This window comes from Candidatus Pelagibacter ubique HIMB140 (assembly GCF_025558165.1).
GTDB lineage: Bacteria > Pseudomonadota > Alphaproteobacteria > Pelagibacterales > Pelagibacteraceae > Pelagibacter > Pelagibacter ubique_T.
In genome coordinates this window covers 582,653-608,303 of sequence record NZ_LAMZ01000001.1, presented here as the reverse complement: position 1 = coordinate 608,303, position 25,651 = coordinate 582,653, and the positions used below count along the sequence as shown (strand labels likewise).

General features: G+C 26.5%; 23 protein-coding genes, 2 tRNA genes and 1 other RNA gene. 23 read left to right on the top strand and 3 right to left on the bottom strand.

The window, feature by feature from the left end; translation table 11 throughout:
* Nucleotides 1–16: 16 nt before the first annotated feature.
* The 5 genes from VP90_RS03400 (at nucleotide 17) to VP90_RS03380 (ending at nucleotide 4,355) form a co-directional block, all read left to right on the top strand.
* On the top strand, nucleotides 17–478 hold the full coding sequence (locus VP90_RS03400) for a GatB/YqeY domain-containing protein (protein WP_262589694.1): 462 nt from the start codon (nucleotides 17–19) through the stop codon (nucleotides 476–478).
* The gene (gene dnaG, locus VP90_RS03395) at nucleotides 478–2,253 is read left to right on the top strand and encodes a DNA primase (RefSeq protein WP_262589693.1); all 1,776 of its coding nucleotides are present in this window, start codon (nucleotides 478–480) and stop codon (nucleotides 2,251–2,253) included. Before VP90_RS03400 ends, dnaG begins: the two co-directional genes overlap by 1 nt.
* 65 nt (nucleotides 2,254–2,318) lie before the next feature.
* Entirely contained in the window at nucleotides 2,319–4,142 is a 1,824-nt protein-coding gene (rpoD, locus tag VP90_RS03390) for an RNA polymerase sigma factor RpoD (RefSeq protein WP_262589692.1), read from the top strand.
* Between the two features lie 3 nt (nucleotides 4,143–4,145).
* Nucleotides 4,146–4,220, top strand: a tRNA-Val gene (locus VP90_RS03385).
* A gap of 58 nt (nucleotides 4,221–4,278) precedes the next feature.
* Nucleotides 4,279–4,355 (top strand) — tRNA-Ile (locus VP90_RS03380).
* A 3-nt stretch (nucleotides 4,356–4,358) separates the two neighbouring features.
* Here VP90_RS03380 and VP90_RS03375 read toward each other — a convergent pair.
* Genes VP90_RS03375 through VP90_RS03365 form a run of 3 tightly spaced genes read right to left on the bottom strand, consistent with a single transcriptional unit; the run spans nucleotide 4,359 to nucleotide 6,244 of the window.
* The gene (locus VP90_RS03375) at nucleotides 4,359–4,829 is read right to left on the bottom strand and encodes a hypothetical protein (RefSeq protein WP_262589691.1); all 471 of its coding nucleotides are present in this window, start codon (nucleotides 4,827–4,829) and stop codon (nucleotides 4,359–4,361) included.
* Nucleotides 4,830–4,835: 6 nt separating this feature from the next.
* Nucleotides 4,836–5,420 carry an MlaC/ttg2D family ABC transporter substrate-binding protein gene (locus VP90_RS03370; RefSeq protein ID WP_262589690.1) on the bottom strand — a complete coding sequence of 195 codons (585 nt, stop codon included), beginning with the start codon at nucleotides 5,418–5,420 and terminating at the stop codon, nucleotides 4,836–4,838.
* A 17-nt stretch (nucleotides 5,421–5,437) separates the two neighbouring features.
* Nucleotides 5,438–6,244 carry an MlaA family lipoprotein gene (locus tag VP90_RS03365; RefSeq protein ID WP_262589689.1) on the bottom strand — a complete coding sequence of 269 codons (807 nt, stop codon included), beginning with the start codon at nucleotides 6,242–6,244 and terminating at the stop codon, nucleotides 5,438–5,440.
* A gap of 104 nt (nucleotides 6,245–6,348) precedes the next feature.
* Here VP90_RS03365 and VP90_RS03360 point away from each other — a divergent pair, with 104 nt between their 5' ends.
* From VP90_RS03360 to lpxC, 18 genes are all read left to right on the top strand, one after another.
* Nucleotides 6,349–7,080 carry an N-acetylmuramoyl-L-alanine amidase gene (locus tag VP90_RS03360; RefSeq protein ID WP_262589688.1) on the top strand — a complete coding sequence of 244 codons (732 nt, stop codon included), beginning with the start codon at nucleotides 6,349–6,351 and terminating at the stop codon, nucleotides 7,078–7,080.
* Between the two features lie 41 nt (nucleotides 7,081–7,121).
* Nucleotides 7,122–7,478, top strand: an RNA gene (gene rnpB / locus VP90_RS03355) — RNase P RNA component class A.
* Nucleotides 7,479–7,742: 264 nt separating this feature from the next.
* The gene (mraZ, locus tag VP90_RS03350; RefSeq protein WP_262589687.1) at nucleotides 7,743–8,210 is read left to right on the top strand and encodes a division/cell wall cluster transcriptional repressor MraZ; all 468 of its coding nucleotides are present in this window, start codon (nucleotides 7,743–7,745) and stop codon (nucleotides 8,208–8,210) included.
* Nucleotide 8,211: 1 nt separating this feature from the next.
* Complete coding sequence (gene ftsZ, locus VP90_RS03345; protein ID WP_262589686.1) at nucleotides 8,212–9,687, top strand: cell division protein FtsZ; 1,476 nt, start codon at nucleotides 8,212–8,214, stop codon at nucleotides 9,685–9,687.
* 18 nt (nucleotides 9,688–9,705) lie between these two features.
* Nucleotides 9,706–10,716: a 16S rRNA (cytosine(1402)-N(4))-methyltransferase RsmH gene (rsmH, locus tag VP90_RS03340; RefSeq protein ID WP_262589685.1), complete on the top strand. Its 1,011-nt coding sequence runs from the start codon at nucleotides 9,706–9,708 to the stop codon at nucleotides 10,714–10,716.
* Nucleotides 10,713–11,021, top strand: coding sequence for a cell division protein FtsL (locus VP90_RS03335; protein WP_262589684.1), 309 nt, complete (start codon nucleotides 10,713–10,715; stop codon nucleotides 11,019–11,021). Before rsmH ends, VP90_RS03335 begins: the two co-directional genes overlap by 4 nt.
* Nucleotides 11,018–12,709, top strand: a complete 1,692-nt coding sequence (locus VP90_RS03330) for a peptidoglycan D,D-transpeptidase FtsI family protein (protein ID WP_262589683.1) — start codon at nucleotides 11,018–11,020, stop codon at nucleotides 12,707–12,709. The genes VP90_RS03335 and VP90_RS03330 overlap by 4 nt, the downstream gene beginning before the upstream one ends.
* A 2-nt stretch (nucleotides 12,710–12,711) precedes the next feature.
* Nucleotides 12,712–15,555 carry a UDP-N-acetylmuramoyl-L-alanyl-D-glutamate--2,6-diaminopimelate ligase gene (locus VP90_RS03325; RefSeq protein WP_262589682.1) on the top strand — a complete coding sequence of 948 codons (2,844 nt, stop codon included), beginning with the start codon at nucleotides 12,712–12,714 and terminating at the stop codon, nucleotides 15,553–15,555.
* Complete coding sequence (mraY, locus tag VP90_RS03320; protein ID WP_262589681.1) at nucleotides 15,556–16,641, top strand: phospho-N-acetylmuramoyl-pentapeptide-transferase; 1,086 nt, start codon at nucleotides 15,556–15,558, stop codon at nucleotides 16,639–16,641.
* Entirely contained in the window at nucleotides 16,641–17,924 is a 1,284-nt protein-coding gene (murD, locus tag VP90_RS03315; protein WP_262589679.1) for a UDP-N-acetylmuramoyl-L-alanine--D-glutamate ligase, read from the top strand. Before mraY ends, murD begins: the two co-directional genes overlap by 1 nt.
* Nucleotides 17,914–19,032 (top strand): FtsW/RodA/SpoVE family cell cycle protein, encoded by a 1,119-nt coding sequence (locus VP90_RS03310; protein ID WP_262589677.1) that lies wholly within the window; start codon nucleotides 17,914–17,916, stop codon nucleotides 19,030–19,032. Before murD ends, VP90_RS03310 begins: the two co-directional genes overlap by 11 nt.
* Before the next feature lie 3 nt (nucleotides 19,033–19,035).
* Nucleotides 19,036–20,103: a UDP-N-acetylglucosamine--N-acetylmuramyl-(pentapeptide) pyrophosphoryl-undecaprenol N-acetylglucosamine transferase gene (locus VP90_RS03305; protein ID WP_262589676.1), complete on the top strand. Its 1,068-nt coding sequence runs from the start codon at nucleotides 19,036–19,038 to the stop codon at nucleotides 20,101–20,103.
* Nucleotides 20,093–21,490 carry a UDP-N-acetylmuramate--L-alanine ligase gene (gene murC, locus VP90_RS03300; RefSeq protein ID WP_262589675.1) on the top strand — a complete coding sequence of 466 codons (1,398 nt, stop codon included), beginning with the start codon at nucleotides 20,093–20,095 and terminating at the stop codon, nucleotides 21,488–21,490. The genes VP90_RS03305 and murC overlap by 11 nt, the downstream gene beginning before the upstream one ends.
* The gene (gene murB / locus VP90_RS03295; protein WP_262589674.1) at nucleotides 21,487–22,392 is read left to right on the top strand and encodes a UDP-N-acetylmuramate dehydrogenase; all 906 of its coding nucleotides are present in this window, start codon (nucleotides 21,487–21,489) and stop codon (nucleotides 22,390–22,392) included. Before murC ends, murB begins: the two co-directional genes overlap by 4 nt.
* A gap of 1 nt (nucleotide 22,393) precedes the next feature.
* Nucleotides 22,394–23,308: a D-alanine--D-alanine ligase gene (locus tag VP90_RS03290; RefSeq protein WP_262589672.1), complete on the top strand. Its 915-nt coding sequence runs from the start codon at nucleotides 22,394–22,396 to the stop codon at nucleotides 23,306–23,308.
* Nucleotides 23,289–23,963, top strand: coding sequence for a cell division protein FtsQ/DivIB (locus VP90_RS03285; RefSeq protein ID WP_262589671.1), 675 nt, complete (start codon nucleotides 23,289–23,291; stop codon nucleotides 23,961–23,963). Before VP90_RS03290 ends, VP90_RS03285 begins: the two co-directional genes overlap by 20 nt.
* A complete protein-coding gene (locus VP90_RS03280; protein ID WP_262589670.1) occupies nucleotides 23,956–24,624 on the top strand; it encodes a hypothetical protein in 669 nt (222 codons plus the stop codon). The genes VP90_RS03285 and VP90_RS03280 overlap by 8 nt, the downstream gene beginning before the upstream one ends.
* Nucleotides 24,625–24,688: 64 nt before the next feature.
* Nucleotides 24,689–25,609 carry a UDP-3-O-acyl-N-acetylglucosamine deacetylase gene (lpxC, locus tag VP90_RS03275; protein ID WP_262589669.1) on the top strand — a complete coding sequence of 307 codons (921 nt, stop codon included), beginning with the start codon at nucleotides 24,689–24,691 and terminating at the stop codon, nucleotides 25,607–25,609.
* Nucleotides 25,610–25,651 lie beyond the last annotated feature (42 nt).

The following is a 25,651-nucleotide window of genomic DNA, read 5'->3' as shown; positions in this document are numbered from 1 at the left end:
GTAGATTAAAAAAATTATGTCATTAAAGAACACTATCGAAAACGAATACAAAAATGCTCTAAAATCGAAAGATAAAAATAAAATATCAACCTACAGGTTAATTTTATCTTCTATTAAAGATTTAGACATTGCAAATCGTTCTGGGCCCAACAAAAAAGATACAGATGATGAAGATATTAAAAAGCTTATAAAAAAAATGGTTAAACAAAGAGCCGAATCTATTGAGATTTATAAAAAAAATAACAGATCAGACTTATTAGAAGTTGAACAAAATGAATATGATATTTTATGCAGTTTTCTGCCTAAACAAATGAGCGAAGAAGACACCAAAAAACTATGTGCTGAATTAATTTCTAAGTTAGGTGCTAGTTCTATTAAAGATATGGGCAAAATAATGGGTGAGTTAAAGAAATCTCATTCTGATGAAATTGATTTTTCTAAAGCTGGATCGATAATTAAGGGATTATTAAATAGTTGATGAAATACCCCAAAGAGTATTTAGATGAAATCAAGACAAGGTTGAAAGTATCAACAGTTGTTTCAAAAACAGTCTCACTAAAAAAAAGAGGAAAAGAATTTGTAGGTTTGTCTCCATTCAAAAACGAAAAAACACCTTCATTTACAATTAATGATGAAAAAGAATTTTATCATTGTTTTGCTACGTCAGAACATGGAAATATTTTTGATTTTGTAATGAAAACTCAGAATTTAAAGTTTGGAGAAGCAGTTAAACATTTGGCGCAACTAGCGGGCATGCAACCATATTTGTTTTCAAAAAAAGATGAAGAACGAGAAAAAAAATGGAATGAATATAAATCAATCTATAATGAATATGTTAATTTTTACCATAATGAGTTGATCAAAAACGAACAATATTCAAATGCTAGAGAGTACTTAAAAAATCGATCTTTAAGTAAAGAGGATGTAAAAAAATTTAAAATAGGATATGTGGAAAAAAATCCAAATATTTTTGAAGAATTAAAAAATAAATATAGCGAACAAACCTTGGTTGAAACTGGATTGTTTTATTATGATGAAAAAAAGAAAATTTATATTGAAAGATTTAGAGGAAGATTAATTTTCCCAATTAACAATATAACAGGACAACCAATTGCCTTAGGTGGAAGAATAATAGAGAAATTAGATTATCTTGCAAAATATATTAATTCACCAGAAACTTTATTTTTTAAAAAAGGATCAAACTTATATAATCTAGATTTAGCTAGAAAATTATCAAACAAAGTAGATCATATTTATTTAGTTGAAGGCTACATGGATGTTGTTGGTTTAAGTAAAAACGGAATTGATAATGCTGTTGCAAATCTTGGTACTTCACTTACTGATAAACAGATTTTGATACTTAATCAATTTTTTGATGATATCATTATTTGCTTTGATGGAGATGAAAGTGGGTATAAAGCAGCATTAAGGGCTGCGGAAAATTCAATTAAAGAATTAAAACCAGAAAAACAAATTTCATTTTTATTTTTACCAAATAAAGAAGACCCTGATAGTTATGTGAATAAAAATGGAAAAGCTAATTTCATAGAATTTACCAAACAATCTAAGTTATCAATTCATCAATTTATTTTTAGTCACTATAAAAAACAAACTGAAAATAATCCTTCTTCTATGGCTATATTTGAAAAAAGGTTAAGAGAGGTTGCAAACAGTATTAAGGACGATTACATAAAAAAATATGTATTAGAATATTTTTTAGATAAAATTGCAGAATTAACTCCTCATTCAAATCAAAAAAATAAAAAATCGTATAAAAAACCAACCAAATCTTTAGACGCTACCAAGAAACATTATAACGATAGTCAATCTTTATCTGGAGTTGAGCTTAAAGAATTTTCTTTGATTTATTTGGTAATTAATAATTTAAATTTAATGCAATCAAATATTCATTTAATTGAAAGTGTAAAATTATTTACTGAAATTAATAAAAAAATCTTTTATCAAATAATTGAAGTTTTAAAATCTGAAGATCAAATATCTGTTCAGGACTTAAATTTAGATAGTCAGATAATTGAAAAAATAAATAAGTTTGCACCAATAAAATATATTTTAAAAAATAATTATGAAGATGAACAGAAAATCATTGAATTGCTTGAAGATATCTCAAGAGATCTCTTGAATTATGATCTTGAGTTTAGAATTCAAGAGTTAGAGTCGAAGTTCTCAGTCGATATGAGTGAGAGCACATTTAATGAGCTAAAAGAGCTTAAAAAAAAGCAGAATCTCAATTAATCAGGACAAATTTGTAATGGATTTTTACAGATTTGACATTATATAAGACTTTCAACTTTATCGCTGTGGAAAGAATAATTACAAAATCATTTGCTAGATTAATGGGTCGAGGAACCCATAGAGGTTTTATAACTTACGAAGAATTAAGCAAATCTTTAGGTAAAAGAAATTTATCAGACGAAAATCTTGCTCAAGCTTTCATCCATATCTTAGACGAAAATATTTCATTAGTTGAAAAAAAATCAGATTTTAAAATTCTAAGAAAAAAAGAAAATTCAAATAAAGAGGAAGGAAAAACAATTGAGAAAAGTGACGATCCTATCAGAATGTATTTGCGTGAAATGGGAGGTGTTGAGTTACTTTCAAGAGAGGGAGAAATTGCAATTGCAAAAAGAATAGAGGCTGGAAAAGATGTAATGTTAATTGCGTTGTCACAGAGCCCAATTACAGCTCAACAATTTTTTGAGTGGAATGACAAACTCCAAAAAGATGAAATACTAGTTAGAGAAATTATAGATATCGATACAAACTATATGGAAGATGAGTCAACTGGACCAAGTGCTAAACAAAAAAATGCTGGTGAGACAGAGAAAGAAGATGGTTCTTCAGATGAAGATGATGATTTTAATCCAACTCTTGCAGCAATGGAGACAGAAATTAAACCAAAAGTACTAAAAACAGTAAATACGTTAACTAAAGAATATTCAAAACTTATTAAATATCAGAAAGAAAAGTTAGATTGTGTTTTAAATACCCAAAACTTTACTCCTGCGAAAGAAAAAAGTTATGAGAAATTAGTAAATGATATTTTAGAAAATATAAAATCACTTCAACTTTCCCCTTCAGTTTTAGAAGAACTCGTTCAAAAACATTATGTTGAAAATAAAAAAATAATTTCTTTAGAAGGTAATCTTTTAAGACTTGCAATGGATCAAAAAATACCACGAAATGAATTTATAAAGTTCTATGTTGGAAATGAAATTAACCCTAATCTTAAGAAATTTTTAGATACAAATTTAGTATGGAAGCAGTTCTTTGCAAAAAATAAAGATGAATTCAAAAATATCAGAGAAAGACTTATAGAAATTAGTCACAAACTTGGAATTTCTGTTACTGATTTTAAAAAATTAGTAAGTAGAATTCAGAAAGGTGAAAAAGAATCTAGAATAGCTAAAAAGGAGATGGTCGAAGCTAATCTAAGATTGGTAATTTCAATAGCTAAAAAATACACAAATAGAGGATTGCAATTTTTAGATTTAATTCAAGAAGGTAATATTGGATTAATGAAAGCAGTTGACAAATTTGAATATAGAAGAGGATATAAGTTTTCTACATATGCAACTTGGTGGATTAGACAAGCAATTACAAGATCAATTGCAGATCAAGCAAGAACAATTCGTATACCTGTTCATATGATAGAGACGATTAATAAAATAGTGAGAACTCAAAGATTAATCTTAAGTGAATTTGGTAGAGAGGCAACACCTGAAGAATTAGCTCAAAAACTTAGAATGCCTTTAGACAAGGTTAGAAAAGTATTAAAAATCTCAAAAGAACCAGTTTCACTTGAGAAACCAGTAGGTGATGAAGAAGATAGCAGTCTAGGAGATTTTATAGAGGATACAAAAGCTTTAGCTCCATTAGAGCAAGCTATTAAATCTAATCTTGGTGAAGCAACTACAAAAATTTTATCTACCTTAACCCCAAGAGAGGAAAGAGTATTAAGAATGAGGTTTGGTGTAGGTATGAATACTGATCATACTTTAGAGGAAGTAGGTTTACAGTTTTCTGTAACAAGAGAAAGAATCAGGCAGATCGAGGCCAAGGCACTTAGAAAATTAAAGCACCCAAGTAGATCTAAACAACTAAAAAGTTTCTTAGAAAGTTAGATTGGGCCGTTAGCTCAATAGTAGAGTACTGCATTGACATTGCAGGGGTAGTTGGAGCGTAACCAACACGGCCCACCATTATTGATTTATCTTTAATTGATAACTTGATAGAAATGATATATCTAACAAATGTTTTGGGCCTGTAGCTCAGTTGGTTAGAGCAGTACACTCATAATGTATTGGTCCCAGGTTCGAGTCCTGGCGGGCCCACCAAACTTAATCTTTAGTTATACCTGCTAATTTTTGTAACAGATATATTTCTTTATCTGTTAATCCTTTTTTATTTAATTCAGCAATTATTATTTTTTTGAGATTTTTCATAGCTAAAAATGAAAGAACACCAACAGTTAAAGTAATCAACGAAATCCAAAAATTTGATAAATTTATAAGTATTAAAAATATTGAAATTGTAATCCAAAAAACTGTTAAACCCGTAACAATTATCTTTTGACTTTTTAAATCTTTTATTTTTAGAAAAAATAGAAACATGAGAGTTATGAGTATTAAAATTCCAGAAATAGTAAACCACAGGTAAATTGAAATATCAGATGTACTTCCACCCACAAAAGTGTCTTCTAACGCTTCGTTAACAAAGTATAAGATTGTCCCTTTGTATGATGAATAAATTAAAAAAAATGAAGAAGTTAAAGCTGAAATTAAAAGTATAGATTTAGTTGAAATATTCAAAATTTATTAGCTGTTTGAAAAATCCCTTAATTTTGAAATTAAGGCATTGATATCACCATCAGCACTCAGGATAATTGAATTAAATTCCTCTTTCTGAGTTCTTGCTAAACTTAATCCCTCAATAATAAGATCTCTAATAAGTGGTTGTTCCTTATTTTTTGTATAGATTCTCCAATCTATTTTTACAGCTGGTCTCTTATCAGTCGCCGCAAGAGTGCTTGAGACTATAGTATAGTTTTCATTAATTTTTTTTTTTGAATCGACGTTTATAATTGGATTAGAATACTCTGCCAATCTACTTGAGAAACTTTGTAAAAAATATTCAGTGAATACTTTTTCATATTCATTTTTTTGTTCGTCAGATGCGGTTTTCCTATGTGCTCCAAGCGAATAGAAACCTATACCTCTTATATCAACTGTGTCTAAGGCTATCGATTTCAATTCATCCATCCTTTCCTCTTTTGTTAGACCGCTACTTAAAGTTTCAGCAGCTCTATTAACAGTGGATTGAACAAAAACGTCAGCCTCAATCGAGAAACTATTTGTTAAATTAAGATTAAACAGGACTAATAATATAAGTAATTTTTTCATTATTATGTAATAATTGACTATTTGTTTTCGATTTCTTCCCAGTCATTATCATCTTCAAAAATTATTTCTAAGTTTCCTCTTTGAAGATTTTTAATTTTATTTTCTCTATCTTGTAAATATAAACTTCTAATAGAAGCATAAAAATCTATTGAATTTTTTTCTAAGTTTTCAAGTGACTCGATGTTATTTGCTCTAAACTCGATACCACTTATACCTTTTGACGCCAAATAAACTCCTTCACTTAAAAATTCATTATTACCATGAGTAGAAACGTTGTACCAAGGGTCTCCGCCTAATACGTTTACAAATGATCCAGTAGTATCTCTGACAGTAGATGGTCCTAGCACTGGAAGTACAAGATAGCAACCTGGTCCAAATCCCCATTTCCCTAACGTTTGGCCATAATCTTCTCTTTCATATTTTGGAAATCCCATTTTATTAGCAACATCAACAACTCCTAAAATTCCAATGGTGCTATTTACTAATAATCTTCCAGTATTTACTAGCGCAGTTTTTACATCACCTTGCAAAACATTGTTTGGTATTGTTATTAAGTTAGATAAATTTCTAACAGCATTACTTGTACCTGTTTGCACTCCCTCTGGTAACTTTCTATAACCTTCGGCAATAGGCTTTAACAATGCTTTATCAAGACCTTGGTTGAACGAAAAAGTTGCTCTATTAAGTTTTTCAAAGCAATCTCTAGTTTTTTTTACTTGTTCAGTCTTTTTTTCATTTAAAGTCGTTTCTCCATCTGATCCAGCATAAGCACTAAATCCTTGTAGGAAAATTAGAACAGATATTATTAATATTTTCTTAAGCATTGCTCATCTTATATTATATAATTTTTTATATTAAAGTGTTTTTTAATTTAGAAAAATGTCAACAAAGTGTTTAATAATTGGTGAAAATAGACCCCAAATTGAGTATGAAAATAATTCGAAACTATTCACCTAATTTTGATTCCAAAAAAAGAAGTTTAGATAGAATTAACTTTGTTATCTTTCATTACACAGGAATGAAAGATGAAAAAAAAGCAATTAACAAATTATTAGATAATAATTCTAAAGTAAGTTGTCATTATTTTATAAAGAATAATGGTGAAATTTTAAGAATGGTTCCCGACTCTTATATTGCTTGGCATGCAGGAGTTTCAAATTGGAAAAAATATAAATCTTTAAATAAAAACTCTATAGGAATAGAAATAAACAACCCTGGTCATGAATTTAAATATAAAAAGTTTTCAAAAAAACAAATGAATTCTGTACTTAAATTGACAAGATATTTAATTAAAAAATACAATATAGCTTCAGATTCTATATTAGGTCATTCTGATATAGCTCCAGATAGAAAAAAAGATCCTGGTGAAAAATTTCCATGGCAATTGTTATCAAAAAATAAAATTGGAATCTGGCATAATTTAAATTTATCTAAAATCAAAAAAGATAGGAGTTTAATTGTAAACAATTCATTGAAATTAAAATTTATAAACAATCTTTATAAAATTGGTTATTTTAAAAACACAAAAATTAATAAAAATAAATATAACAAATATATAACAATTGCATTTCAAAGAAGATTTAGACAAGAATTGATAAATGGAAAAATTGATAAAGAATGTTTGTTAATAAGTGAAAACCTAATAAAAAAGCTGAATTAAATTATCTTGTAATTTTTAAGTTTAATTATAAGTTCACTTTGCCAGATAAATGACTTATCGCTTTAATTTATTTTAAAGAGGAAAGTCCGGGCTCTACAAGGACACAGTGCCAGGTAATGCCTGGCGGGGGAAACCCTAGGGATAGTGCCACAGAAAATAAACCGCCATAACGTGGCAAGGGTGAAAAGGTGTGGTAAGAGCGCACCGGTTCTATTGGTAACAATGAACGCTGGAAAACCCCACTGGGAGCAAAACTAAGTAGAGATGACATTGTTGCAAAACTAAAAGCCGTCCTTGGCTAGTCATCAGGGTTAGTTGCTTGAGCTTAAGAGTGATCTTAAGCCTAGATAAATGATAGGTTTAAATGACAGAACCCGGCTTATAGTTTATCTGGCACTTCACAGTTTAAAAAAACAAGAAAATTAAAGATCTATAGAATTATTTTTAAAGCTAGAAGCATAAATTTAAATGGAGCGAGAATAAGTATCCTCATTATTTCAGCAACCAAATAAATGAAAGATCTCTTCAATTTCAAATCATTAATTAGAATTTTCCTCTTAAAATGCCTTTAATTAAGCAAAGAATCAACATTTGACTATCTTTTTAAATACCCATATATTCCCATATATTCCCATTTATGGAATTTATAAAATTAAAAAAACATGTTTTTATCTACTTACGAGAACAGATTGGACAAAAAAGGGAGAGTATCTGTGCCTGCTAGCTTCAGATCTCATTTGTCTAATTTAGGTTATAATGGTGTTATTTGTTATCCATCTTTTAATAATTATTCGATAGAAGCATGCTCTCAAGACAGAATTGAAAAAATTTCCTCTGCTATAGACTCTTTAAACCCTTTTGAGGAAAAAAGAGATTATTTTGCAACATCAATATTGGCAGAAAGTACTAATTTACAGTTTGATAGTGAAGGCAGAATTTCTCTTTCATCAAAATTACTAAAACATGCAAAAATAAAAAATAGTATGTTGTTTGTTGGTCAAGGTCAAACTTTTCAAATATGGGAACCAACAGCATTTGAAAAATTTAAGACATCAGCAAGAAAAAAAGCAAATTTAAATCGAGCAAGTCTTAAATGGGAAAAACATTTAAATAACAACGAGGGGAAATAAGATGACAATTAACTTTAAAGCACCAGAGATAAAAGAACTGCAGCCACGACTTTTAGTTTTAGGAGTAGGTGGAGCTGGAGGAAATGCAATAAATGAAATGATTGATAATAAACTTCAGGGTGTAGAATTTATTGCGGTTAATACTGATGCTCAAGATTTAAAGTTAAGTAAAGCAAAAACAAGAATTCAAATTGGTTTGAATTTAACAAAGGGTTTAGGTGCAGGTGCAAAATTAGATATAGGACAAGCGGCTGCTGATGAATCTTTAAATGAAATTGTAAATACACTTCAAGGTGCAAATATGGTTTTTATTGCAGCAGGTATGGGTGGTGGAACGGGCACTGGTGCTGCTCATGTCATCGCTAGAGCTGCTAAAGAATTAAATATATTAACAGTAGGCGTTGTGACTCTTCCATTTTTATATGAAGGCCCCTCTAGAATGAGAAGAGCACAACAAGGATTGGAAGAATTAAGAAAACATGTTGATACTATAATTGTTATTCCAAACCAAAACTTATTTAAAATTGCAAATGAGCAAACAACTTTTGAAGAGTCTTTTAATCTTTCAAATAATGTTTTGATGCATGGTGTTCAGAGTATTACAGATTTAATGGTAAGACCTGGATTAATTAATCTAGATTTTGCTGATGTTGAAACTGTAATGGCTTCAATGGGCAAAGCTATGATGGGAACAGGAGAAGCTGAAGGTGAAGGTAGAGCACTCAAAGCCGCGGAGATGGCAATTAGTAATCCATTAATTGATGATTACACTTTAAAGGGTGCTAAAGGGTTACTAGTAAATATCACTGGTGGTAAAGACTTAAAACTTTTTGAAGTTGATGAAGCAGTTAACAAAGTAAGAGCAGAAGTTGATCCAGAGGCTGAGTTAATTATAGGAGCAATAACTGATGCTGACTTAGACGGAAAAATGAGAGTTTCAATTGTTGCAACTTCATTAGATGGACAACAACCTGAGTCTAAATCAGTAGTAAATATGGTGCATAGAATACAAAATCGTAATCCTGGTTACTCTGATTTTTCAAATATGGGGTCTCCAGCATTTAATTTTTCAAACTCATCAAGCCCAATTATTCATGGTGCAAACGCTCTTAAGGTTGAGAATGAAATGGTTCAAGAACAAGAGCAAGTAAGTGTTGAAAATAATATGATGAATGAAAATTTTGTTACAGAAAATAGTGTAGTAACAGAAAACATTGTAGATGACAGGACTCTAAATGAAATGGAAAAATCGTTTACTCAAGAAGCAGTAGAAACATTTGAAGAAAAAAATCATGATGAAAATGTTCAAGAAGAAACATCAAATGATCTAAAGGAATTTGGTGTAGACTCAGACGCACCAGATTTATTTAGCTCAGAGAGTGAAAACTCTTCACCTTCAGATTTGTTGAATTCTGAGGATCAAGAAGATGAAGACGATCTTGAAATTCCTGCTTTCCTAAGAAGACAAAAAAATTAATGGTCTTCAAAGAAATAAATGGAAGCCACTATAGTACCGGATGTACAAAAACATTATCCTGTACTGCTAAAAGAAATTATTAGCGTTATCACCCCTCAACATGGTGGCACATTTATAGACTGTACATTTGGTCAAGGTGGATATTCAAAAAAAATACTCGAGTTTGAAAATACAAAAGTAATTGGACTTGATAGGGATATTGAAAGTCAAAAAATTGCAAATTCAATTTTAGATGATTTTAAAGATAGATTTATTTTTAAAAATTTAAAATTCAGTCAATTAACTAATTTAAAAATCAAAAACGAAAATATCAAAGGTGTTATTTTTGATCTTGGATATTCATTAACACAAATGAAAGATCCAAAAAAAGGATTATCTTTCAATTCAATGACAGATTTAAATATGCAATTGGGTTTAAACAACTATTCAGCTGCTGATGCTATTAATAAACTTGATGCAAAAGAGTTAGAGAAAATTTTTAAATACTTTGGAGATGAAAAAGATGCAAAATATATTTCTAAAAATATTGTAAAAGAAAGATTAAATAAGAAAATTGATACACAGGGTTTAATTAAAATTGTTGATAAATCAAAAATAAGAAAAAATTTTAAAGTACACAATTCAACTAAAGTTTTTCAAGCTCTTAGAATTTTTGTAAATAAAGAAATAAGCGAATTAATTTATGGACTGATAAATGCTACAAAAGTACTAAAAAAGGGAGGTGTTTTAGCTGTTGTTACATTTCACTCTTTAGAAGATAAAATTGTAAAATATTTTTTAAAAAGTCTTTCTCAAAATAAAAGTATTTCAAGATACACACCTCAAACAGAACAACAAGAAACTCTTTTTAATTTAAGTCAAAAAAAACCAATTGTTCCATCTGATCTTGAGACAAAAGAAAATCCTCCTTCGAGATCTGCAAAACTTAGATATGCAATTAAGAAAAGTGATTTTTTTAATTTTGACACAGATATAGAGGAAAAATTTAAAAATTTTTTAGAAATTGAAAAGTTTGGAGATAAACTTTGAAAAAATTATCACTAGCATTAACAATTATAATTTTAGTTTTAACTACAGCAATTATCAAAAATACTACAAAAAAAATTGAAGATAAAATATTTGCTTATAAAGAAAGTGTAAGACTTTTAAAATCAGATTTAGAAAATATTCAGTTGGAATACGATTATCTAAGTTCTGCTGAAAAATTATTAGAATATCAATCTTTATATTTTGAAGATCAATTAGTTCAAAAAAAAATAGAAGATATTAAAATTTATAATATTTCAGAAAATGTAAACAATTTAGAGGATTATAAAATAATTAAGGAAAAATGAGCAATTTTAAGGAAAGATTAACAATTGAAGATCATAAAAATGATTTCGATTATAAAAAAAACAATACTGGATTAAATATTCAATTTAATCGAGTTGCTTTTATTTTTTTTGTCTTTTTTGTTATTTACTCAATATACACAATACATTTAATTCATTTAGGGTCTCGAGAGGCAAAAATTAAAAATACAAGCAACGCTCTCCCTTTCAGTAGTGATCTTTATAGAGCAGATATTTTGGATATTAATGGAAATTATTTAGCAAAAACAGTTAAGTCTGTTGATATTGGTCTCAAAACTTCAGACATAATTAGTAAAGAAAAATTACTTTTAAGTCTAAAAATTATTTTCCCAGACAAAGATTTTAATGAAATTGAAAAAAAAATAGAAAACAAAAAGTTTTTTTATTTAGAGAAAAAAATTTCAGAGGAAAAATATGAGCAACTTATGAAGTTGGGAGATAAATCTCTTATTCCCGAAGAAAAAGTACTTAGAATGTATCCGCAGAAAAACCTTTTTAGTCATATTTTAGGTCAAATAGATAATGACAATAATGGTATTTCTGGATTGGAAAAATCATTAAATGAAAATCTTAGAACATTTAGAGACCCAATTAAATTGACTGTTGATAAAGACATTCAATTTTTAATTAGAAAAGAATTATTAAAATATCAGGAAATTTTTAAAAGCAAAGGAAGTGCAGCAATTTTAATGGATGTTAATAATGGGAATATACTTTCTTTAGTTTCATTACCTGATTTTAATCCAAATGAGAGAAAAAATATATCAGATGTAAATTATATTAATAGAGTAACAAAAGGAACATACGAACTTGGTTCAGTTTTTAAAGTTTTTACTTTTGCAAGCGCTTTAAATGAAAAATTAATTGAGCCAGATACTGAATTTTTAAATTTACCAAAATCAATTAAGTGTGACAGATACAGAATTGGAGAATATGATAATGAAATACCTTCAGATTTAACCGCTGAGCAAATTTTAGTTAGATCTGGAAACATTGGATCTGTACGAATTGCACAAAAAGTTGGTCCAGAAAAATTTAAATCTTTCTTAGAAGATATTGGAGTATTAAACCAGATTAATTTTGACATTGAAGAAGTGGCACCTCAAATAGATTATGATTTTGGAAAATGTAGATTAGCAACAGCCTCTTTTGGTCATGGAGTAGCAACAACTATTCTTCAACTAGCAAAAGGATACGCTATTTTAGCTAATGGTGGCTATGATGTAAAACCAACATTGGTTTTTAATGAAGATAATAAAAAAAATAAAAACAAAAGAATAATTAATAAAGGAATTTCAAAACAAGTTGTTAATGCTTTAAGAAAAATTGTTAATACAGAGGAGGGTACTGCTAGATTTGCAGATGTTAAAAATTATGAAATTGGAGGCAAAACAGGCACAGCAGACCAACCAGAGGGAGGAAAATATTCAGAGGCAAAAATAAATACTTTTAGTTCGGTATTTCCAACATCAAATCCTCAATTTGTATTTATTGTGATGTTAGATACACCTAAAAAATCAAAAGATTATTATTATAAGTATAGGCATAGAAAAGGTGGATGGAAAGGAACACTTTATAATACAGCTGGGTGGACATCTGTAGAGGTAGCAGGAAAAGTAATTGATAAAATTGGGCCTATTTTAGCCACAAAATATATACAGGTTGATTAATAATGTTAATTGGAAATTATTTTGATGGTATCCCCAAAAATTATAAAAAATTATTTTTTTCAGGCATATCTTTTAATACTAGATCGCTAAAAAAAAATAATATTTTCTTTGCAATTAAGGGAAACAGTATAGATGGAAATAAATTCATTTCTAAAGCTATAGAAAAAGGTTCTAAAATAATTGTAACAGAACAAAAAATAAAAGATTACCGTAATGGAATATTGTTCATAAGAACAAAAAATATAAGAAAATTATTAGCAGAAGTCTCATTTAAAATTTACAACAAAATACCAAAAAATTTAGTAGCTGTTACAGGAACTAATGGAAAATCTTCAGTTGCTGAATTTTATCTTCAAATAATGCAATTAAATAAAAAAAAGGTTGCTTCAATTGGAACACTAGGGGTTAAATCAAAAAATATAAATTTAAATTTATTTAATACAACAACTGATCCAATTAATTTAGGTCAGATCTTACAAAAATTAAAAAAAGAAAAAGTTGATAATGTTATCATGGAAGCTTCCAGTCATGGATTAAAACAATATAGATTAGATGGATTAAACTTTAAATCTGGAATTTTTACAAATTTATCACAAGATCATCTCGATTATCATAAAAATTTAAAAAATTATTTAAATGCAAAACTTTATTTATTTGAGAATTTAATAGAAAAAAAAGGAAATATAATTACAGATAAAAATATACCTCAATATAAAACAATCAAGAAAATCTCTTTAAAGAAAAAATTAAAATTATCAGCAATAAATGAAAAACAAAATAATTTTCAAATATTATCCCATAGATATGACAATGAAAATCAATTAATTAAAATAAAACATAAAAATTCAATTAAGGAAATTAACTTAAATTTAATAGGCAAAATTCAAATCAAGAATATTTTGATGGCTGCAATTGCAGCACAAAAAAGTAATTTAAATTTTGAAAATATTTTAAAAGTCTTACCAAAATTAAAACCAGTTGAAGGTAGATTAGAAAAAATTGGAACAATTAAAAATAATTCAATTGTTATTCTTGATTATGCACATACTCCCGATGCTTTAAAAGTTTGTCTTTTAAATATTAAGGAGCAATTTCCCGATAAAAAGTTGAACCTTTTATTTGGTTGTGGTGGGAATAGAGACCAAAACAAAAGGATGAAAATGGGTAAAATAGCAAGTATTTATGCAGATAATATCTATCTAACAGATGATAACCCTCGTTACGAAAACCCAATAAAAATAAGAAAAGATATTAAAAAAGGCATCAATGCTAAGAAAATTACAGAAATTTCTAATAGAGCAATAGCAATATCTGAGGCCATTAAAAATTTAAAAAGTGGAGATGTTTTATTAGTTGCAGGAAAAGGCCACGAAAACATACAAGAAATTGGTAAAAAGAAAATCAAATTTTCTGATAGAAAAAAAATCCTAATTGAAATCCAAAAAAAAAACAAGGATTTGTCCAATCAACTAAAGGTAAATATTATAAAAGAACTTACTAAAACTCAAAAATTATCAAAGTCTATTTCTATAAATAAGGCAAGAATTAATTCTAATGAAGTAAAAAAAAATGATGTATTTTTTGCTATCAAAGGAAAAGTAAATGATGGAAATAAATTTGTTTCACAATCATTTAAGAAAAAAGCATCATTCGCAATTGTAAACAAAATTCAAAATAATCTTGATATTAAACGGCAGATAAAAGTTAAAAATACCTTAAAATTTTTAACAAATGTTTCAAAAGTATACAGAAAAAATATAAGTACTAACATTGTAGCTATCACAGGTAGTTGTGGGAAGACAACACTTAAGGAACTATTGGGAAGTGTGATGGGAAAAATTTCATATACAAGTATATCACCAAAGTCTTATAACAATAAATTTGGAGTTCCTTTAAGTCTTCTTAATATTAAAGAAAACGATAAATATGGAGTTTTAGAAGTAGGAATGGATAAAAAGGGTGAGATTGATTATCTAACAAAAATAATAGAGCCAAATATTGGAGTTATTACAAATATAAATTATGCCCATGCAAAAAATTTTAAAAATATAAAACAGATTGCCTTAGCAAAATCAGAGATTATAAATAATATTAAATCAAATGGTTCTATTATCTTAAATGCAGATGATAAATTTTTTAAACTTCATAGGCAAATTTCTAAAAAGAAAAATCTTAAATTAATTTCATTTGGTATCAAAAGTAAAAGAGCAGATATTAAGTTAATAGATATTAAATCGTTTGGAAAAAATTTTAAAATTAAAATTAGATTTATGAATAAAATTAAATATTTTATAATCTCTGATGACTATCAAAACAATATTTATAATATTCTATCTGCATTAGCTGTAATAAGTGTGAATCTAAATATATTTAATTTGAATAAAAATATTTTTTTAAATTTTAAAATTCCCGATGGAAGAGGGGACCATTCAACAATAAAAATAAATAATAAAAAAATAAATTTAATTGATCAAAGTTATAACTCAAACCCGCTATCATTAAGTTCTGCTATTAAAAATTTTGATAAAATAAAATTAAACAAGTCTAAAAAATATTTGCTGCTTGGAGATATGTTGGAGCTTGGTAGTTATTCTAAAAAACTTCATGAATCTATTGCTCCATTAATAAATCAAACTAAAATTGATAAGGTTTTTGTAAAAGGAAAGATGGCTTCTTTAATATATAAAAAAATTTTGAATAGTAAAAAGGGTAAAATACTAAGTAACAATTCTCAGATCGATGATTTGATTAGAAATGATATTAAAAACAATGATTATTTAATGATTAAAGCCTCACTTGCGACAGGTTTCAATAAGATAGTTAATGAAATAAAAGGTTTAAATTAAATGCTATACCAGTTTCTATTAAATTTTGTTGATAATTTTGGCTTTTTAAACGTCTTCAAATATTTAACTTTCAGAACTGGTTTATCTTTTTTCACGTCATTAGTAATAGTTTTGTTTGTTGGAGGTCCTTTTATAAAATTTTTTTCAAATCAAAAAATTTTTAATCCAATTAGAGATGATGGGCCTGAAGATCACATAGTTAAAAAAATTGGAACTCCAACAATGGGTGGAATTATTATTTTACTTGGCCTAATAATTTCAGTTGTTTTATGGGCAGATTTATCAAATAATAATATTTTATTTTGTTTATACATTGCTATTTCATTTGGATTACTCGGTGCATTTGATGATTATAAAAAAATTAAGCAAAGTAATTCCTCTGGTATTTCATCAAAGTTTAAAATAATTGCACAGATTATATTAGCGTTATTAGGAGTAAGTTTGTTTGTATATTTGAATGATTATCAAGATTTAAATAATTTATATTTTCCTTTTTTTAAAAATTTAATAATTAATCTTGGATGGTTTTTTATACCTTTTGCTGTATTTGTAATAATAGGTTCTTCTAATGCTGTAAATCTTACAGACGGTTTAGACGGTTTAGCAACGGTACCAGTAATATTGGTGGCAGCTTGTTTTGCATTTATAAGCTATGTAACTGGAAATATTGTTTTTTCAAATTATTTACAAATTCCTTACATTGAAGGTACAGGTGAAGTTGCGATTTTTTGTGGAGCAATTATTGGAGCTTGCTTAGGATTTTTATGGTTTAATGCTCCTCCAGCTAAAATTTTTATGGGAGACACAGGCTCTTTATCTTTAGGTGGTTCTCTGGGAGCAGTAGGTATTATAACAAAACATGAAATCGTTTTAGCGATAACGGGAGGTCTTTTCGTTTTAGAAGCAGTTTCAGTAATGGTTCAGGTAATTTCATTTAAACTTACAGGAAAAAGAATTTTTAGAATGGCACCTATACACCATCATTTCGAGAAAAAAGGTTGGCCTGAATCTACCGTAGTTATTAGATTTTGGATTATCTCAATAATTTTAGCAATGATAGGACTTGCTACGTTAAAATTAAGATAATGAAAAATAAAAAAAATATTTTTTTAAGAAAAAAAATATTAATATATGGATTAGGCAAAAGTGGAATATCTTCATATAAATTTTTAAAAAAAAAAGCAGATGTTTATCTTTTCGATGACAATTCAAAAATAAATAAAAAATTAATTAGTTTAAGTGAAATTTCAAAAATAAGTTTTGATATAATCATTATTAGTCCAGGAATAGATATTTCAAAATGTAAATTATCGACTTTCTTGAAAAAAAATTTACAAAAAATTTATACAGATCTTGATGTTTTGTACTCTTTTTATGATAATTTGAGCATAACAATTACCGGTACTAACGGTAAATCAACCACAGCAAAAATACTACATGAAGCTTTGGTTGATCAAAAAAAAGATGCTCGATTGATTGGGAACATAGGAAATCCAGCACTTGCAGAGAAAAAAATAACAAAAAAAACGATTTTTGTGATTGAAGCCTCTTCATATCAGTTAGATTACTCAAAGATTTTTAGATCAAAATTTAGCTTAATTCTAAATATTTCAGCAGACCACATTGAAAGACATAAGAACCTAAAAAATTACGTTAATGCAAAATTTAAATTAATCGAGTCTCAAGTTAAGGGAAATTTTGCGTACGTTAAAAAAAATGATTCATTAATTTCAAAAAAAATTAAAAAAAATAAATTTAAGTCAAAAATTTATAAAGTTGATATCTCAAATTTGAAAAACATAATTGATAAGATTAGCAATAAATACTTTGCTTCCGACGGTAATAGAGAAAATCTCTCATTTATTTTTGAAATTGCACCTAAATTGAAAATATCTAAAAACAGATTAATCCAAACAATTAATAATTTTAAAGGTCTTAATTATAGACAACAAATTGTTTTTGATAAAAAAAATTTAACAATAATAAATGACTCTAAATCAACAAGCTTCGCTTCTTCAGAAAATATATTAAATAATTTGAATGATGTTTATTGGATTTTGGGAGGAATACCAAAAAAAAATGATAAGTTCAAATTATCTAAAACAAAATGCAAAAATATAAAAGCATTCATTTTTGGTTCATATCGAAATAAGTTTCATAAAGTTTTGAGACATAAATTAAAGGTTAAAAAATATAAAACTTTAAATGAAACCTTACGTGCAATTTTCTTAGAGATAGAAGATCAAGAAATTAAAAAAAATATAATTTTTTTTAGTCCTGCTGGTGCATCATTTGATAGTTTTAAAAATTTTGAAGATAGAGGCAATTACTTTAATAAAATAGTTAAAAAATTAATATATGCAAAGTAATAGCATAATTTATAAATTTTATTACCAGTGGTGGAAAAATATTGACAAACCTTTATTGTTTTTAGTTAGCACTCTATTCACTATTGGACTTTTTTTCTCTTTAGTATCGACATCACTGATAGCTTCAGATAAATTAGATACCAACAATTATTTCTTTTTTTTTAAACATTTAATTTATCTACTTATCGGAATAGTTTTTATTTTTATTTTTTCTACTTTAAATCAAGATAAACTGTACAAATTTTCAATAATTCTCTTTTTTATTTCATTACTCTCTTTATTTTTAGTACCTATAATTGGCATAGAAGTTAAAGGATCAAAAAGATGGATCGATTTATTTTTTTTACCAAGATTTCAACCTATAGAAATAGTGAAACCTTTTTTTATTGTAATTCTTGCAATTATTTTATGCAAAAATGAAACTAATATTTTATTTAAATATTTAGCGTCAACAATTTTGATGACTTTAGTTTCTTTGTTGTTAATAATTCAACCAGATATTGGTCAAACACTATTAGTAGTTTTTTCCTGGGCTGTTCTGATTTTTTGCTCAGGTATTAATTTATATTTTTTACTCATAATCTTTTCTTTTGGAATAATTTTGATGTCTTATATGATTATTTACATACCAAAATTTAATTACATTAAAGCTAGAATTTTTTCGTTTTTTGATAAAGAAACAGGTACTCATAATTTTCAATCAGATAAAGCAATAGATTCAATTACAAGTGGGGGTTTTTTTGGAAAAGGTATTGGAGAAGGAACACTCAAAAATAGAGTACCAGAAGCACATACTGATTATATTATTTCAGTAATTTCTGAAGAGTTTGGTGTGATTGCCATAATTTTAATCTTAATTTTGTTTTTAGTCCTAATTTATATGGTTTTTAAAAAAATAAGTCTTGAAACTGAGGAGCAAAATAAACTTATTCTAATAGGTTCAGTAAGTTTAATTCTCATGCAGGCCACAATTCATATTGGAGTTAATATAAGATTGTTTCCAACAACTGGAATGACATTACCTTTTTTGAGTTATGGTGGCTCTTCAATTGTAAGTACCTCAATTTTAGTTGGGATAATTTTAAATTTAACAAAAAGAAAAATATAATTTGTGAAAGAAAAAGTATTAATTTCCACTGGAGGTTCTGGAGGACATGTCATTCCTGCAATTACAATTTATGACCATTTGAAAGAATCATATGATGTAATAATCTCAACAGACTCTAGAGGATTAAAATATTTAGCAAAAGATGATTATAGATATATTTTAATAGATACACCGAAGTTAAATAGTTTAATACTACTTCCTTTTATATTATTTAAAGTCTTAATATTAGCAATTAGTTCTCTAAAAATATTAAAAAAAAAAAAAATTTCTTATTTAATTTCAACAGGTGGATATATGTCTTTACCATTATGTCTGGCAGCAAAAATTTTAAATATTAAAATTTTTTTAATTGAACCAAATATGGTTTTAGGAAGAGCCAATAAATTCTTTTTAAATTTTTCTAAAAAATTAATTTGTTATTCAATAAACTTAAAAAATTGTCCAAAAAAATATGAAAAACAGAAAAAAATTTCAAAACCTTTTATAAGAAAAGAATATTATGAAGCAAATTTATTTAAAAAAGAAGCAAATTTATTTACCATCATGGTTATTGGAGGCAGCCAAGGAGCTAAAATTTTTGATACACTTATTAATGAAACGATTTTGAGTATCTCAAAAACTTGCTCAATAAATGTAATCCATCAAACTAGTAGAGAAAACATAAATAATTTAAAAAATTTTTATAAAATTAATAACATAGAAAGCAATGTTTTTAGTTTTGATCAAAATTTAAACGAACTTATGAAACAGTCTGACTTATGTATATCAAGGTCAGGCGCTTCAAGCTTAGCTGAAATGTCATTAATGAATGTTCCTTTTATCGCCATACCACTTCCTAGTTCAAAGGATAATCATCAATATGAAAATGCTAAATATTATTATGATAAAAATTGTTGTTGGATAGTTGATCAAAAAAAATTTGATAAAGATAAATTTGAAGAATTATTGTTAAAAATTGCAAAAAAAAATGAGGATTACATGTCAAAAAAAGAGAATCTAAAAAAATTAAATTATCAAAATACTTGGAATAATGTTAATCAAAATTTATTGGAAATTTTAAATGAAAATTGAATTAGCTAAATCAGAAGTTATTCATTTTGTTGGTATAGGCGGGATAGGGATGAGTGGCCTTTCAATGATTATGAAGAGAAAAGGTTTTAAAGTTCAAGGAAGTGATATCTCAAATAATAAAAATATTAATAGGATTAGAAAAGAAAAAATCAAAGTTTACGTTGGACATAAAAAACAAAATATCAGCAAAGCTACAATTTTGGTTGTCTCTTCAGCAATTAAAAAAAATAACCCAGAATTAATTGAAGCAAAATCAAAAGGTCTACCAATATATAAAAGAGGCGAAATGCTAGCAAACATTGTGTCTCTTTCTAAAAATATTGTAGTTGTCGGATCTCACGGCAAAACAACAACCACATCTTTAATTGCATCAATTTTTCAAAATACAAAAATAGACCCGACGATTATTAATGGAGGAATTATAAATTCAATCAATAATACCGCAAAATTAGGTAAAAGTGATTGGTCTATTTTGGAGGCAGATGAGTCTGATGGTAGTTTTATATTTATTCCACCAACTTACTCAATCATAACCAACATTGATAGAGAGCACATGGATTTTTATAATTCGATGAAAAAATTAAATAAATATTTTATTAATTTTGTTGAGAAGGTTCCATCTTTCGGAAAATCATTTATATGTTTAGATGATAAGAATAACAAAAATCTAATAAAAAAAATTAAAAAGAAAAATTTCTATACGTACGGTGAAGATCTTAGATCAAACTTTTCTATAAAAAATATAAATCAATATAAAGAATTTTCAAAATTTGATTTATTTATAAAATTACCAAATAAAAAAAATCGATATTTAAAAAATATAATTATTCCTCTTCTAGGAAATCATAATATTAAAAATGCAGTTGCAGCTCTTGCAGTATCGTTGACTGTTGGAATATCAATATTTGATATAAAAAAAGGACTTAAAAATTTCAAAGGTGTTGAAAGAAGATTTAATAAGATTTTTTCTTTTAATAATGTTGATTTTTTTGATGATTACGCACATCACCCAACAGAGATAGGAGAAGTACTTAATGGTGTAAGCAAAGTGTACAAAGGTTATGAAAAGATATGTATTTTTCAACCTCATAGAATATCAAGAGTAAAAGATTTAAAAAAGGAGTTTAGTCACGCTTTTAAAAATGCTGATAAAGTAATTTTATTTCCAATCTATAATGCAGGTGAAAAAATGAAACTTGGATTCAGTTACCATAGTTTTGCAAAACAAATTATCAAAAATTCAAAGGTTGAATTATTAATGATCGAGAATCCAATGCAATTGGCAAAATACGTAAAAAGTAATATTTATGGAAAAAAGATTGTTATAGCAATGGGTGCTGGTTCTATTTCAAGCTGGATGAGAGAACTGCCTAAATATTTAAAATGAAAACTAATTTGAAAGAACTATCAGAAGAATTTAGTAAAAACTTAAAGTTAGACTATGATTTAAAAAAAAAAAATTGGTTTAATATTGGTGGTAAAGCTAAAATTTTTTTTAAGGCTGAAAATTTAAAAGATTTAATCAAATTTTTAAAGATTATAGAAAATAAAGAAAATATTTTCGTCTTAGGTGGGGGGTCAAATACATTAATAACAGATGATAAATATGATGGTGTAGTAATCAAGCTTGCAAATAATTTTAACAATTTATCAGTTCTGTCAGATGATATAATTATTGCAGGAAGCAGTGTTAGTGACAAAGCATTATCAGAATTTGCATTAGAAAATAGTTTGGGTGGTTTTGAATTTTTGTCTTGTATACCAGGCACAGTTGGTGGTGGAATTAAAATGAATGCTGGCTGTTTTAATAGAGAATTTAAAGATATTCTTATTTCAGTTCAAGCAGTTACTAAAATAGGCCAGGTTGTAACTATACCTGCGAAGGAAATAAATTTTAAATACAGGGATAGCGGTATATCTGAGGACCTTATTTTTTTAAGCGCCTCGTTAAAAGGCTTTAAGAAAGAAAAACAACTAATTCAAAAAGAAATGAGTTTTTTAAAAGAAAGAAAAGAAAAAGTGCAACCAACAAGAATTAAAACCAGTGGAAGTACTTTTAAAAATCCTTTAGATCAATCTAAAAAAAAGGTTTGGGAACTAATAAAAGAGTCAGTTCCATTAGATATTTCTTTTGGTGACGCATATATTTCAGAAAAACACTGTAATTTTTTTGTAAATAAGGGTAATGCTAAATTTAAAGATATGAAGAATTTGATCGATTATGTCTCAAAAAATGTATTTGAGAAAACAGGTGTAAAGTTAGAAACTGAGATAAAAATTTTAGAATAATTTGAAAAAAAAAATACTTATACTATCGGGTGGAATTTCAAAGGAGAGATTAATTAGCCTTGATACAGGTAACCAAGTTGCCAAAGAACTTAAAAAAAATGGTTATAAAATTAAGATTTTTGAACCAGATAAATTTTTATCGTCTAATATCAAAAAATTTAAGCCCGATGTAATTTTTAATGCTTTGCATGGTCAATTTGGAGAAGATGGGTATATCCAAAGCATTTTAGAGACGCACAAAATCCCTTACACTCACTCTGGAGTTTTAGCATCATCTATAGCTATGGATAAAGAAATTTCAAAAAAATTTTTTATAAAAAATAAAATTATAACACCAAAATTTTTTGTTTATAATTATGATTATAAATCATTTGAATTAATAAAAAAAATTAAGTCAAAACTTAAATTTCCTGTTGTAATAAAACCTTTAAATGAAGGTTCTAGTGTTAATGTTTTTATATGTAATAAATCTAATTTAGTTCAAAAGATTAATTTATTGAAAAATTATAAAAAAATTATGATCGAGCAATTTATCGGAGGTAGGGAAATTCAAGTAGCAATTATGGGTAATAAAAAACTTGGAGCAATTGAATTAAAACCCAAAAGAGCTTTCTATGATTATCAAGCAAAGTACAGCACAAATGCAAAAACTAAACATATAATTCCTGTTGATTTACCAAATAAAAAATTAAATCAAGTATTGAATATTGCACATAAAGCACACAATATTATTGGTTGTTCTGGTGTTACACGTTCAGATTTTAAATATTACAAGGGTAAATTTTATTTGTTAGAAATTAACACTCAACCAGGTATGACTAAATTATCTCTTGTTCCAGAAATAGCCTCTTATAAGGGAATAAGCTTTTTAAAATTAATTGAATGGATTTTAAAAGATGCCTCAAAGAAAAAATAAAAAAATATTAATTTATTTTTTTTTGTTAATTTTAGTAGGCTCAATAAATAATAACTCAATAAATAATCTAAAATTTGAAAAAATTAAAAATATAAATATTTTTGGTTTAGATGAAAGTAACCAAAAAATGTTACTTTATAATTTAAATAATTTAGATTTAAAAAATATTTTTTTTATCAAAAAAAAAAATTTTCAAAGCATAATCGAGTCTAATTCAATAGTTGAAGAGTATAACGTTATAAAAAAATATCCTCATTCAATTGACATTAATATTAGGAAGACAAATTTTATTGCCAGGATCAACATAAACGGAAAGTTTTTTTTATTAGGGAGCAATGGCAAAGTATCAAATAACGATATTTCAAATATACAACTGCCATACATATTTGGGAGTCCAGATACAAATGAGGTAGTTGAATTAAAGAAAATTATCGATCAATCAAATATTGTTTATTCACAAATAGATTCTCTATATTATTTTAAATCTAATAGATGGGATTTAAAATTTACTAACAATTTATTAATTAAATTGCCTGAAAAAATTGATAAAGAAACTTTAGATAAAATATCATTTTTTTTAGGAAATATTGAATTAGACAATAAAAAAATATTAGATGCTAGAATAAAAAATCAAATAATAATTTTAAATGAATGATGTAATAGAATTTGAAACTTATTTAATTATTTCTAATAAAAAATTTGAAATACACCTATTAGATATAAAAAATTTTAAAAATTTATATAAAAGTGAATTTGATTATGAAACTGACTTAGAAAAAATAGATTTAAATCTTTTAAGTGAGTTTTTAGAAAAAAATATTTTCAAAATTGAAAAAGTGGCAAGAAACTTTGTAAATAATATAAATGTTATAATTGAAAACAATTCAATCCTTAACTTCGATTTAAGTTTGAAAAAAAAAAATTATTCTGGAAATATTACAAATCAATATTTAGAAAAAACTCTTTCAGATATTAACGAATTATTTCAAGAAAGTTATAATCAATATAAACTTATGCATATGCTAATAAAAAAATATAAAATTAATAATGATGAAATATTTTTTGAAATTAAATTAATTTCAATTTCAAAATTAATTATTTATGAAATTGAAAACATTTTAAAAAAATATCAAATTCAAGTTAATAGCTATCAAGATAAAGCATATATAGAAGATTTTTATAAAGAAAAAATACCAGATATTTCACAGAGGGCACATAAGTTAATAAACGGTTATAATATAAATGAAGTTCGTATTGCTTCAAAAACTTCACTAAAGCAAGGTTTTTTTGAAAAATTTTTTCAATTATTTAGTTAATTTTGTTTTTTCTTGTAACAATAGTTGTTTTTAAATTATTAAATATACAATTTAGATATTCACTGTGTCTTATTTAACTCAAAAAACAATAAAAGATAATATTTCATTCAGCGGGATATCTCTCCACAGTGGTTTAGATGTTAATATAAGTATCAAACCTGCGCTCCCTAACCATGGTATAGTTTTCAAAAGAATAGATTTAAAAAGTAATAACCTAGTTTATCCAAATTTTATGAATGTTACCAATACATCTTTAAATACTACAGTTGAAAATGAATTTGGTGTTAAAGTTTCAACTATTGAACATTTGATGTGTGCATTATTTGGATTAGGTATAGACAATGCTCTTATTGAAATTGATAATGAAGAAGTACCTATATTAGATGGATCTGCAAAAATATTTATCGAAAAAATTATTTCAGCTGGAATCGAAATTTCAGATGCTCCAATAAAAATAATAAAAATAGAAAAAGAAGTAACTTATTCTGACGGTGATCGTTATATCAATATTAAACCATCAACCTTAAGTTTGGATATTGATTATGAAATAAAATACAAAAATCCAGTAATTGGAAATCAACGCAACACATTTAAGATATATGAAGATGACTTAACTGATGTTTATAATTCTAGGACTTTTTGTTTATTTGAGGATATAGAATTAATCAAGAAAAAAGGCCTTGCTAAAGGAGGCAGTTTAGATAATGCAATAGTAGTTAAAGATAATATAACTTTAAACTCTGAAGGTCTTAGAAATAAAAAAGAATTTGTAAATCATAAGATCTTAGATTGTATAGGCGACTTATATACATGTGGATATAGAATGATTGCGAGTATAAAATGCTCTCAAGGTGGTCATTATCTTACAAATCAGCTCTTAAGAAGTGTTTTTGAAAATAAAAAAAACTTTTCTATTTTAGAAATAAAAGAAAAAAACTTACCTCATACTTTGATAAATAGAAATATTTTAAGATCTATAGCTTAAACAAAAGATCACTTTTAAAATATCCCTTTAAAAAGTATAAAT